The organism is Streptococcus suis, assembly GCF_016775005.1.
Lineage (GTDB): Bacteria > Bacillota > Bacilli > Lactobacillales > Streptococcaceae > Streptococcus > Streptococcus suivaginalis.
Genome location: NZ_JAEUXI010000005.1, coordinates 90,367 through 103,382, shown reverse-complemented (window position 1 = coordinate 103,382; position 13,016 = coordinate 90,367). Strand labels below are relative to the sequence as shown.

Genomic DNA, 13,016 nt, shown 5'->3' with positions numbered 1-13,016 from the left:
GGAGAAACCTATGAGAAAGCTGAAATTAATTGTCTCTGGTCGAGTTCAGGGAGTTGGTTTTCGTTGGTCCGTTTATTATCTAGCCTTGGAAATTGGAGATATCTATGGACGAGTTTGGAACAATGAAGATGGCACTGTCACCATCCTTGTCCAGTCTGAAAATAGTGAGAAGCTCAGCCATTTTATCCATGAAATCCGAAAAGGCCCGTCCCGTATGTCCAAGGTCACTTACCTAGATGCAACCCTGGCTAATTTTTCTGACTATGACGATTTTCAGGTCAGCCATAGGTAAAACTTGTATATTTTTTTCAAAAAAAGTACAATAGACAGTATCATGACATTAAGAAAAGGAAAGTTTACAACGTGAAACAATCAAAACGTCTCTACTTGTCAGGGCTTAGCCTGGCAACACTTTTACTCCTATCAGGTTGTGTGAGCACTGACTCAAATGGTAACCCGACTGGTCTCGTTTGGAACCTGCTAGGTCAACCCATGTCCAACTTGATTACCTTCTTTGCCGAAAATCAAGGTTTGGGCTTTGGACTTGCGATTATCATCGTGACCATCTTGGTCCGTCTGGTTATTCTACCACTTGGTATCTACCAGTCCAAAAAAGCGGCTTATCAATCTGAAAAGATGAACTACCTCAAGCCAATCTTGGCTCCTATCCAAGAGCAGATGCGAAACGCTAGCTCACAAGAAGAGCAACTAGCTGCCCAACAAGAGCTCATGGCTACTCAAAAAGAGTACGGAGTCAGCATTCTTGGTGGTATGGGCTGCCTACCGCTTCTCATCCAAATGCCGTTCTTCTCTGCTATTTACTTTGCAGCTCGCCATACACCAGGTATCTCAGAAGCTAGCTTTCTGGGAATCGACCTAGGCTCATCTAGCTTAGTCTTGACAGCTGTCGCTGCAATTCTCTACTACTTCCAGTCCCTTCTGATGATGGTTGGTATGGATGAAGAGCAGAAAAAACAAATGCGTGCTATGATGTATATGAACCCATTGATGATTGGTTACTTCTCTATGGTTTCTCCTGCTGGTGTGACCCTTTACTGGGTAGTCGGAGGTATCTTCGGTCTCTTACAACAAGCCATCACCAACTTTATTATCAAACCAAAAATTCGTCAACAAGTGGAAGAGGAAATGAAAAACAAACCTCTCAAACCAGTTCAAGGCAAGGTCAAGGATGTTACCCCATCTGCTGCCCAAACGATTGAAAATAAAAAGCAAAACCGTAACGCTGGCAAGCAACGGTCACGCTAACAAGCAAAACCCTCCATTATAAAAATGGAGGGTTCTTTTTATCCTTTTTACAGCCATTACGGTCGATAAATGGACTGTTTAAAGTCTTCTGTCTCTAGCAAGAAGGCATTCAAAAGGGCTGCTTTCAGGCCATATACCTGCGATTTTTCCTTGCTAAAGTAATCATACTGACTGTAATATTGTTGCCAAGAGGCATCATGGTCCACTGCTTTTGCCATTAACTCTTTCAGTTCCTGCAAACTGCTAATCGTTCGGGTTGGTCCATGGAAATAACCGCCATCAGCCCGTCCTCGAATGGTAATTGGCTTCAATTGATTCAGTTTTTCTATGCGGCGTCTAAACATAGCCTTCCGAAAGGCTGCAGCAGAGTCGAACTCTCCTTCGCTCATCTTGGCAATGACCTGGCTATCAGCTGAACGGTAGCCCAACTCACTGCGGAATTTGTTGGAAGCATAAGCTACCAAACCATCTTCGTAACCATATTCTGCTAAAAATTCAAAAGCTAGCTTGCGGAAATGCATCTCATTTCGACTAGGTCCGTCATCGTTTAGAGCACCATACATCGGGTCTAAGGCAGAGATGCTATGGTACTGACTAGCTGGGTATTGGATACTATCTGACTTTCCTTCTGGGTCGTAGAATCGTCTGGAGACAAGGCCCTTGTCAATCAACTCTTCAAAGGAACTGATACTTGTTTCGTATGGCAACTTACGGATAAGAATGCCGTTATCATCAAGCGTCACCAATTGATTGAACCAATTTTGACGAACAAAGCTACTCTGTTTTAGAACTGCTTCTGCTTCTAAATAGTCCAGACTGTACAATACATCAAAGTAACCACGCAGATAGGTTTGCAAGTCTTCTGTGGACTGGAAGCGTTGCGGGCTCAGGTTGGTCAAGCGTTTGAAACTTTCCTTGTCACTATGGTCAAAGAGACTATTGATGGTCAAACGATCTTGGTCACTCCACGGATTTGATTGGAAGAGGCCTTCCGCAAAGACTTCGGGACTCATTCCATTGCGGCGCGAATGGCCGAGCAGGTAGACATCATCTTCCAAGACATGGGTTAGTTCATGGGTGTAGGTAGAAGCTGCTCGCTCACCCATCATATCCAAACAGTCAAAGACGTTGTCATACCCAAGTGAATAAGCAAAGGTTCCCTCATAGTGAGGATGGTCCTTACCAAGCGGACCAAAGAAATACCGCATACTTGGGGTTGGGTCTAAGAGGCTCAACCATCTTCCTTTCAAAAGACGGCTGTCCCAGTTAATAACATGGCTAAATACCTTGTCCTTGTGACTTTCTGGGAGGATATTATAGAGATAGTCTGAGTGAGCATTCCAATGCTTGGCAGCTGCTCGCACTCGTTCCTTGACCTTTTCATATTCTGCTGGCGTCCATTCTTTGACACTGTGTTCATACATCCCAAGGAAGAGGGAGGTCATGTTGCTGACGACAAAGATTCCTTCACCAGGCATGGTCAAGAGTATCAAGGCCATCTCTTTGAACCGCCATGGTCGGCTGCTGATTTTCTTATAGACTTCTACATGGTGGTAGGGACTGGTTGGGTTATCTTGTTTAGCACGTGCACTTGCAACTTCCGATTTGGTCTCTAGAATAAAGGCCTTACTGCTCTCAGTGAACCACTCACTCGTCGTTTTGTCTGGGGAAAAGACTTGGCGGAAGGCTTCCAGATAGCCAAACAAATCAGATTGCAGGCTAGGTCCTGCGACTAAACCACTACCGATTACATAGTTGTACTTAGGTTGTAGGGCTGCTTTTCCTAAATTACCCAACTGGATCAATCTATCAAGACTGTTCTGATTGCGCCCAAAGAAGTTGCCCTCTTTTATCATCAAGTCCTTCACCTGTCTTTCCCCAAAGGTAATCGCATACCAACGGTTCATATAGGCGAGCCCCAGCAAAAATGCTGCCTTATTGGTCCGGATTTCCTCCATTAGGCTGGCAAAACCTGCGCTGTTGGTATCCAAGAACAACCAGTTGCTGGAAAGTAGGTCTATCAGGTGTCTTTCCACATCTGATTTGACTTGGTTAAAGGATTCTTCTAAGAAGAGTTTGGCCAAGTCAAGGTTATTTTGAGTTTGAATTCCCAGCGCTTGTCGAATTTCTTGCGCATCAAATTGAACTGCTGTCAATTCTGCTATCAAACTGTTGACTGCTTGGCTTTGGCGAGGTGAAACTGCATAATTATCTGGTGTATAGCTGATGTTTCTATCCAGTAGGACATATTCTTGAATCGCTCCGCCATTGACCACCAAATCACTGCGCTTATTCAGATATACCTGCTCTGAACTACCATCCGCATAGTGTAGCAGCAAGCCTGTCACTGGTTTTTCTGTTGTTATATAGAAGACCAGTTCCTGGCCAGACAAGGCTTGAACATCTAGGAGTTGCTTGGTTACCAGGCTATCTCCATCCTCCAGTCGATTGGCCTGCTGGATGAGAACATCACGGGTGTAGAATGGAAGGAGTTTTTCCATGTTTCGATAAGCCTGCAAGCGAGATGGTCGATAATGAGCAAAGGCCTGATAAACTTCCTGGGAAGTAGCGGATGTCTGAATCCTTTCACGGAGCTGTGTCAAACCAAACTGTGCCAGCAGTTGCTCCACTTGTTCGGATTCAATTGCCTGGGCGTGCCGATCGCTATCCGGACTTTCCCCTTCTGGCAGGTAGTAGAGTTGACTCAGCTGGGACTGGTTATCCAAGGGGAAACCATACACAGGTTTACCTTCTGTTACTTGAACGGTCGATAGACCTTGACTGATCCGGCTAATCCGTCCTGCTGAAGATAAGATAGTGCCGACCAATCCGCCATTTTCCGTGTCTGCACTTGCCGAAGATGTAATCAAGCCGCTAGCAAAGACACGACGAATGTTAGAAGCTCCCTCCACTTGGCCGACAATGCCTCCAATCTTGCTACCTGATGAGATGGCCATCAGCTGGGCATCTGTTACTGCACCGTCAATCTGGCCACTTCCACCAAGCCATGCGGCAATACCTCCAAGGCGGTTATCTGTATTTGCAGTTGTCAGGCTACGGATGGAGCCTTTAAAACTAATATCCGCTAAGCGGCCTCCTGCAAAATGGCCCACAAGACCACCAATATTATCTGCCGCAGTCAACTGCCCTTGCACAGCTACATCGCTTACCTCTACATCTTGTGCATAGGATTCCTTAGCAAGGGCACCAACATGGCTAGCTTGTGGTTGGTGAATCGCAACCTCTTTTAGGTGTAGATCCTGAACACGAGCTCCCGCTCCCAATTTTTCAAGGAATGGGAGGGACAAATCGTAAATACTATAACCATTTCCGACGAGGCGACCTTTGAATTCACCCAATACATAAGCAGTTTGACCAACACTAGTTTGGAATCCGCTTGCCGTCATATCTCCAGCCAAATAGAATTCCCCTGTTAGATTTTGGTTCATAGCTTGTACCAATTGAGCAAAATCACGATAGCTGCCCGTACGAACAGGCGTATTTCTCGGAATATCAAAAGTCAAGTCACTTGAAAATTGCCCATTTGCTTGCTTATCTTCGACGAGATTGTCCAGTCTAGCCCTGACACGGAAATGAGCTGCATCCTGGGTCTGAATACTTGCCACCGGCAGAAGTACTTCCTTGGCCTCTTCAGAAACTAGCTTGATATAGTATGAACTGGTCTCTTGTGGAATCTCATTCAGCTGCAAAATACGGGTCGCCTGGCCATTGGTAAACTGCCATAACTCTGGCCGGTCCGTATGCTTAAACTGGATACGACGGGCTTCAAGGATTACACTTGCTTCGTCAGCAACTGAATCTATCAACTCTTGTTCACCTGCTCGGTAGGTAATTTCTGCCCGAACAGTGTAATCAATATTTTCTTGCAGTTGACTAAATGTTACTTGACGGAAGAGGCCTTGAACCTTCAACTCCTTGGTTTCCACGAGGGTATCACCAATATAGAGACTTGCTCGAGCCGATTGGAAGCGTTTGGCCTTGTCTTCTAATAGATAAGCTAGACTAACTGACTTGCCTTCCTTGTCCGTCTGGGTCAGACGAAGACTGAGTGTTGGTTTTGGTCCAAATTCTTCTAGTGCTGGACTAGGAGGTGTTGGGAGTTCGACGACCTTACTGCCTCGGTAGGTAATCTGGTCTCGCGCTTCACGAATCACCTCTCTCTTCACCAAATGGGATTGGTCGCCAATATCAAAATAGGTCAGGCGATTTTCCCCAGTCTGCCCTTCCTGCATCTCAATCCGTCCTTCTAGCCACTCTGGTCGCTCTTCCTCCCGGTGGCTAAAGGGGACCTGTTCGATCTGGTACCGGATTTTTGCAACAGGCTTGTCTGCTTGATACAAAGGAGCAACTAGCTTACCATCCTGACGGCTACCTCGGACAGTAACCTGATCCTGTGCTTCTTCCAAGACTCGACTGGTTAAGACAGTTCGCTGGTCGCTAATACGGGCATAGGTGACTTCCTTGAGGCCATTTCTACCCGGTAAGACAACAACCTCATCTTGACGCAAATCGGCATTGATTTCTTCCCTAAAGCCATGGGAAACAATTTCCTCTACTCGCTCAATCTGTGCGACTGACTTATCTGACTGGTATAAAGGGGCAACTAATTTTTCATCAATCCCTATCCCTTCAAAAATTTTCCGACTAATTGACGGAATTTCCTCTCGACTAGTTTCCTGGCTCGAAATGAGTTTCCCATCAACAAAGGTATCCTTGTATTGGATGATGTGCTTGCCTGCTCGCCCTTCTTCTACTCGAGTTTGACCCCGGGCTAGATCCTGCGTTGAAATCCGTTCCTCTGGGATTTCCAAGCTAATTTCCTCAGACCGGCTAAGCTCCTGAATCGGAAGACTTGGCAATGCAGGACGACTTGGAGCATAATCTGGGACTTGTACGATTGCCTCAGAGCTTACAATCTCCTCTGTTTCACCTATTCCAATATAGTGAATACTAGGACGTCCCGGAAACTCACGACGAGACAATTCATTGCTTGCTACAACTTGTCCTGCGACAACCACATCTTGGTAGTCAATTTCAATTCGCCCTGCCTGACCTTCTTCGATTTCTGTTTCACCGCTCGGCAGGCGGTCTGTTTCCACTCTCTCCACCACTATTGGTAGATCTTCTGAAGCAGTTCGATTGACCAATTCAAACTCTAGGGCAGCTGAAGGGATTTGTTGAGGGGCTTGGTCAGGAACCTGTGTGACCTCTTCTTGTAGCTGTTCTGGAAGAGCAGCCCCTTCCTCCCTAGTCCCAATATACAGAATGCTTGGTTTCCCAGCAATTTCTTGTCGCCCCAACTCCTTGCTGGCCACTACTTGACCAGCGACGACCACATCTTGATAGTCAATGATAAGCTGACCAGCCTGGCCTGGCTGTCGCTCTGTTTCTCCTACCAAAAGTCTATCTGTTCGAATCTCTACTTCTGCAATAGCTAGGTCTTGGCGTTCAGTCCGTTGCTGCAAATCAAAGGCCAACGGCACCACCTTGTGGTTCAAACTTTCTTCTCCAAGAGACCAACTTATTGCCTCAACTTGGTCCTGGTTTTCAACCGCCTTACTGCCCATATAGAGAATATGTGGACGGGCTGGGGTCTCCTGGACATCCATTAAGTCTGTTTGAACTAAGTGATTGTTTACCCAGGTTTCTTTGTAGTGATAGGTCCGTTGTCCATCCTGACCTTCTTCCATTCTGCTTTCTCCCACAACTAGATTGGGATCTTCTCTTTCTTCAACAGGCGCTGGCAGGACTTCAACCTCTTCACGGTAACGGATTTCTGGCAAGATGGCAGGCTGTGTAACCTGCTCTATTTCCTTTTCTTTCTGAAGAAACTCCTTCTCATTTTTTTGCGAAAGGCTTTCCTGCTCACCCTGACTAGCGGAATTTGTCCTGCCTCCTACCTCCGCTTTCTTCTGCGGAAGCTCTGCTTTTTCTCCATCCACCAAATAACCTAAAAAGCGGTGACCTGCAATCTGAATTTTTCCGTCTGGAAGTGACTCTCCAACTGCTAAGGTGATTGTTTGATTATGGGATGCTAAGACTGACGATTCTAGGGCAGCTAACTCTAAAACAGGAAAGACTGCTCCGCCGATTGTGACATAAAGCAAGCAGACGACACGTGCCTTTTTCGAACGACTTGCTGCCAATCCAACCAAGAGAAAGCCTCCAGCAAGCACCAAACCCAGCTGAGAAGCAATTTGCCCAGTGGCTGGCAAGATGGCAGGCCGCTCTACCTGATATACCAAATAGTAAGTCACATCCTGACTGACCTTGGCTGGTAAGACCTCAACCAATCTTTCAAGATCCTTACGATTCAGCTCACTATCTAAGACGTAGCGAAACTGAATCTGCTTTAGATCTCTTTCCGACTGAATCTCATTAGCTAAAACCTGCGGTGTAGCCAAAAGAGGTGCTAAAGCAAAGTTTGCAATGCAGAGAGATAAGACACCTACGGACAATTTCCGTATCGAAAATGCTTTTCGCTTTTCATAAAAAAACCGACTCATTTTTCCTCCTTTATTATTAAACGTATAATCCTATCCTTATTTTAGTACAAAACTTCCCAAAATGCACACAATATCATAGTAATATATAGTATATTTTAAATAAAAAAAGAGCCGGGCTCATGCCCAACTCCGCTTTAGCGACTTATACTGATTTTTCAACCTTCAAAATCTTAACCTGGTAGCTACCAACAGGGGTTTCAACAGTAGCTAGGTCACCTGTCTTTTTACCAATCAAGGCTTGTCCAATCGGACTTTCATTGGATACCTTGTTTGCAAAAGCATCTGCACCCGCAGCACCAACAATATGGTAAACTTCCTCATCTGATTCGCCGACTTCCTGAACCGTTACAGATTTACCGATAGCGACTTCATCCGCAGCAACCGCATCTGAGTTAACGATTTCAGCATAACGAATTTTCGTTTCAATCATTGAGATTTGACCCTCAACAAAAGCCTGCTCATCTTTGGCTGCCTCATATTCTGAGTTCTCTGAAAGGTCTCCATAAGAACGCGCAATTTTAATACGCTCAACGATTTCTGGACGACGAACCAATTTTAGTTCTTCTAATTCTTTTTCTAATTTTTCCTTCTCAAGAAGGGTCATAGGGTAGGTTTTTTCTGCCATGATAATTCCTTTTTGTATTGTTTTATTTTGATCATAAAATACGAAAACAAAATTATGTGGCAAAACCACATAATTTTGTTACGGGATAGACTCCTAATTGTTTAGCTTGCTGTTCACGTATGTTTCAACGTTCGCCAAGTGTTCTTCATAAGAGTTCGTGAAGTAAACAGTTCCTGTCGTTACATCTGCAACAAAATAGTAGTAGTCAGTTGTATTTGGATTTACTGTTGCTTCGATAGCTGATAGACTTGGGCTATCAACTGGACCAGGCATCAAGCCATAGTTGACATAGATGTTATATGGTGAATCGATTGCTGTATCGATAGCAGCATCTTGTGCCAAGGTTGTTTCTTGACCAAGCATGCCCATCGCATAAAGAATAGCAATGTTTGATTGAAGTGGAATACCAGCATTGATACGGTTGTAGAAGACGCTTGCGATATTACGACGATCTTCATCTGTTGAACCTTCTTTTTCGACCAATGAAGCCATGGTCAACACAGAATTAACATCCAAGCCTTTGGCTGCCAAGCTCTCATAGTAAGGTTTCAAGTTGGCATCCATTGCAGCAATCATTTGCTCAATCAAGCCTTCTACAGTTGTGTCTGCTGTATAATCATAGGTTGCTGGGAAGAGGTAGCCTTCCAATTGGTATTTAACACCTGAATCTGCTGCTGGCAAGCTGGCAAACAAGGTTGGGTAAGCTGCTACCATTCGCGCAATGAAATCTTGGTTTTGCACAGTTGCCATAAACTCTTCTGCAGTAAATGGCGTTGTGTCCGTTGTATCATCTGTATAGACATTATCTGTCACAGCCTTAGAGATTTGCTCCAAGGTGTAGCCTTCAACCACCAAGACTTTACCTGCGATTGGATCTTCCGCTACTGGCGTACCACCTTCTTGCAAGGCTTTTGCCAAGTCATCTACTGACATGCTTTGGCTCAAATTGTAGAAACCACTTTGGAAATTGTTGTAGCTCTTCAATTTGGCATAGTAGTTAAAGATCGTTGCATTTTTGATCAAGTTGTTATCTTGCAAAATTTCTGCAATCTCTTTAGTTGATGAACCTTCCGGAATTTCAACCTGCACTGTCTCGGTTGCGCTGGCATTGATTGGTTCCAAGCTCGATTTAACATAGAAATAACCAGAAACAGCTGTCAAAATCAGGGCCAACACGGTTACCAACATCACAACTGAAACAATGCGCTTAGCTGCCTTATCTTGTTTCTTACGTGCTTGCTTGGTGCTGCGGCGTCTTGGCGTTTCTAATCCAGCTTTTGCAACTGGTTTTTCCGCTTGATTTTCCTCAACTGGAACTGGGACTGGCGTCACAATTGTCTTATCCAACTCAACTTCGTCTTCAGCAAGTGGTGTTTCATCAAGGGATTCAACAACTGGCTCCTCAACTGGAATTGGAGTTGGAACGGAACGCTCAAAGTTTTCTGCCATTGAACGCAACTCAGAAATGTTTCGTTCAACTGTGTTTTCAAATTCAGAACCAGCATCAAAACTTGGTTGCTCAACTGGAGTGACTGGCACAACTGGTTCTGATTGTTTCACCACAACTGGAACTTCTTCTTCAAAATCAATCGCATCGATTTTAACAGTTGGTCGAACCAAATCCTCTGCTACGGCCGTCTCGGCTTGAGGCGTTGAAATAAGGACTTCCTCAATTGCAACTGGTTCCGGAACAACAATCTCCTCAACTGGAAGATGGTCTTCTACTAACGGTTCTGGCTGCAAATCGATGGATTCCGTTTGTTCCTGTCCCTGGGCCTCTCTTAATCTTTTTTGTTTTAACTCTTCCAAATCCCGTAAAATTTGTTCACGAAAATTAGAAGATTGTGTGTTCTTTTCTTTCGAATCGTTGCTCACAATTAAACTCCTTTCACACAATTACCTTTTATTATATCTTAAAAGCCTAACAAAATCAAGAACTTCCTTTATTTATCAAGCTTTCCACCGCATTTGGTACCAAGTTGAACCTCCAAATTGTGACAAACCGATTCCTAAATCTTCAAATCCGTTCATGCAATAGAATGAAAGCAATTCTTCATGGCAGGTCAAACTGATCCCTTCCCAGCCCTGATTGACAACTAAGTCCTTCAAACTGGCTAGTAAAAGGCTGCCCAAACCTTGCCCCTTATAGGCTTGAGCTACAGCTAAACTCGCAACAGCTAGACAACTTCCTGTTTCATCCACCTTTACCTCTTGGAAATAGACTTGGTCAGTCAGGTCCCAGCCAACAATCGGCCTGGTCAATAAAAAGGCACAAACCTGACCTTGGTCTTCTACCACTAAAGAAGTAGACGAGTGACTTGCAAATGACGCAAGGACCGCTGGTGAAATTCGTTCTTCCGCAACAAAACTGGCCTCTTCCAAAGCCAGAAGTGCCGCCTCATCTCCTTTTGTCACAAATCGTAGCTGCATGCAGTCTCCTTTCTAGCAAGCAAAGACAGAGGTCTGACCTCTGTCTTTGCTCTGTTCTTATTGAACATTATTAGATAGGTTGGACAGCAAGCGTTCGAAGGAATACTCATAGGATTGAATATCTCCTGCTCCCATGAAGACATAGACTGCATTGTCATGGTCAAGGAGCGGCGAAGTATTTTCTACTGTTACCAGTCCACCTTTTTTATTGATTTTGGCTGCCAAATCTTCCACTTTGACTTGTCCGTTATCTGTTTCTCGAGCAGATCCGTAGATTTGTGCCAAATAAACAGCATCGGCATCATTGAGAGCTTCTGCAAACTCATCCAATAGAGCAATGGTTCGTGTGAAGGTATGCGGTTGGAAAATGGCCACAATCTCTTTACTTGGGTATTTCTGACGTGCTGCATCAATGGTCGCAATAATTTCGGTTGGATGGTGGGCAAAATCATCGATAATGACCGTACCATTGACCACTTTCTCTGTGAAACGACGTTTGACACCACCGAAGGTTTTCAAATGTTCCGCTACCAAGTTCAAGTCAAATCCAGCCACATAGAGGTTAGCAATGACTGCGGTTGCATTCATGACATTGTGCTTACCAAAGGTCGGAATTTGGAACTGACCTAGCTCTTTTTCTCCGTGGCGCACCTTGAACTGGGAACCTGTTGTAGAAGGTTTCAAGTCATAAGCCACAAAGTCATTGTCCTCACCAAAACCGTAGTAGTAAATTGGTGCTTGAGCTGTAATCTGACGGAGTTGCTCATCTTCCCCATACAGAAAGAGCCCCTTTTTCACCTGTTTAGCATAATCATTGAAAGCATTAAAGACATCCTCCAAGCTAGTGAAATAGTCTGGGTGGTCAAAGTCAATGTTAGTAATGATGCTGTATTCAGGATAGTAAGGTTTAAAGTGACGCTCGTACTCATCAGACTCAAAGACGAAATACTGGGCATTGGCGGAGCCACGACCCGTACCATCTCCAATCAAAAAAGAGGTATCTGTAATGTTACGCATCACATGGGCCAAAAGACCTGTTGTTGAAGTTTTACCGTGGGCACCAGCGACACCGAGGCTAGTAAAGCCCTTCATAAATTCACCCAGGAATTCATGGTAGCGTTTGTAAGATAAGCCTTGAGCGTCGGCGTAGGCAATTTCTACGTTATTATCTGGGCGGAAGGCATTTCCAGCGATCAATTCGACATCAGCTGTGATGTTCTTTTCATCAAAGGGAAGAATAGCAATCCCTGCTTGCTCCAAACCACGCTGAGTAAAATAATATTTCTCAACATCGCTTCCTTGGACCTTGTGGCCCATCTGGTGCAACATAAGAGCTAGGGCACTCATCCCTGAACCCTTAATCCCGATAAAATGATAGGTTTTTGTCATTAGATTTCCTCTTCCATGTGTGTTAAATTCAATTCTTGGGCCATGCGGCGTTCTTTTTGAAATTTCCGCTCTGGGTAATTGTAAACCTGACTCTTCCTCAAGAAATCATAGGAATTTCGTGGTTTTTCCTTTTCTTGCTCTCGATCTTCTTTTTTCAAAGAGTAAACAGGTGGTAGGTCTGCCAAGATGTAATTTTCTTGACGTAGTCTGTTGGCTAAGTCAGCTAGTTCCTGACTCCCCTTTTGAGGCTGGACTACTGGTCGTTCTTTTTTGATGACCTTTGCAGGATGAGGCTTATCATTTTTCAAATAACTAGCTGATTTTTTCCGTTTGATATCTTCCCTGGCTTGCTCACGCGCCAATTGCCCCTGAGTTTTTGGTAAGGCTTCGCCACGTGCATCTGACTTGATCATCGGCTTGGCCAACCGTTCCTTACGAGAATACGGACTTGGCTTCACTTCAAACAAAGGAGGCAGCAAGTCCCTCTCTGACGGACCGTCCTGTACAGGATTGTCCTTTGTTGGAAGGTCCGTTGGCACAGGGACATCAAAAAAACGGTCCTGGTAGTTTCCTCGGATATTACTGATTAAGTCTGTCTCATCGTACAGATCCATTGCTGGTCGCATTTCGACGACACTTTCATGGTCTGCAATCACTGGAAAACGATTCTGGCTATTCATAGTCCTCTCATCCTTTCAAACAGATATTATACCACAGAAGCCGATTTTTGACCAAGTTTATCTTTCTGAAGCTGAATTATGAGCTAATTCCAAACTTCA

Annotated in this window: 8 protein-coding genes; 2 read left to right on the top strand and 6 right to left on the bottom strand. The window is 44.7% G+C overall.

All coding sequences use genetic code 11. The features are described 5' to 3' along the window. The first annotated feature begins 10 nt into the window (after window positions 1-10). Window positions 11-292: an acylphosphatase gene (locus JNG37_RS06850; protein WP_158456728.1), complete on the top strand. Its 282-nt coding sequence runs from the start codon at window positions 11-13 to the stop codon at window positions 290-292. A gap of 71 nt (window positions 293-363) precedes the next feature. Beyond that, window positions 364-1,266 (top strand): membrane protein insertase YidC, encoded by a 903-nt coding sequence (gene yidC / locus JNG37_RS06845; RefSeq protein ID WP_158456730.1) that lies wholly within the window; start codon window positions 364-366, stop codon window positions 1,264-1,266. A 56-nt stretch (window positions 1,267-1,322) separates the two neighbouring features. Here yidC and JNG37_RS06840 read toward each other — a convergent pair whose 3' ends face one another. From JNG37_RS06840 to JNG37_RS06815, 6 genes are all read right to left on the bottom strand, one after another. After that, window positions 1,323-7,793, bottom strand: coding sequence for a ZmpA/ZmpB/ZmpC family metallo-endopeptidase (locus JNG37_RS06840; RefSeq protein WP_158456734.1), 6,471 nt, complete (start codon window positions 7,791-7,793; stop codon window positions 1,323-1,325). A gap of 142 nt (window positions 7,794-7,935) precedes the next feature. After that, window positions 7,936-8,418 carry a transcription elongation factor GreA gene (gene greA, locus JNG37_RS06835; RefSeq protein ID WP_158456736.1) on the bottom strand — a complete coding sequence of 161 codons (483 nt, stop codon included), beginning with the start codon at window positions 8,416-8,418 and terminating at the stop codon, window positions 7,936-7,938. A 93-nt stretch (window positions 8,419-8,511) separates the two neighbouring features. Next, a complete protein-coding gene (gene mltG, locus JNG37_RS06830; RefSeq protein WP_158456738.1) occupies window positions 8,512-10,293 on the bottom strand; it encodes an endolytic transglycosylase MltG in 1,782 nt (593 codons plus the stop codon). 75 nt (window positions 10,294-10,368) lie between these two features. Next, on the bottom strand, window positions 10,369-10,848 hold the full coding sequence (locus JNG37_RS06825; RefSeq protein WP_158456740.1) for a GNAT family N-acetyltransferase: 480 nt from the start codon (window positions 10,846-10,848) through the stop codon (window positions 10,369-10,371). A 57-nt stretch (window positions 10,849-10,905) separates the two neighbouring features. Further along, window positions 10,906-12,237: a UDP-N-acetylmuramate--L-alanine ligase gene (murC, locus tag JNG37_RS06820; RefSeq protein ID WP_158456742.1), complete on the bottom strand. Its 1,332-nt coding sequence runs from the start codon at window positions 12,235-12,237 to the stop codon at window positions 10,906-10,908. Beyond that, window positions 12,237-12,917, bottom strand: a complete 681-nt coding sequence (locus JNG37_RS06815) for a hypothetical protein (protein WP_158456744.1) — start codon at window positions 12,915-12,917, stop codon at window positions 12,237-12,239. The genes murC and JNG37_RS06815 overlap by 1 nt, the downstream gene beginning before the upstream one ends. Window positions 12,918-13,016 lie beyond the last annotated feature (99 nt).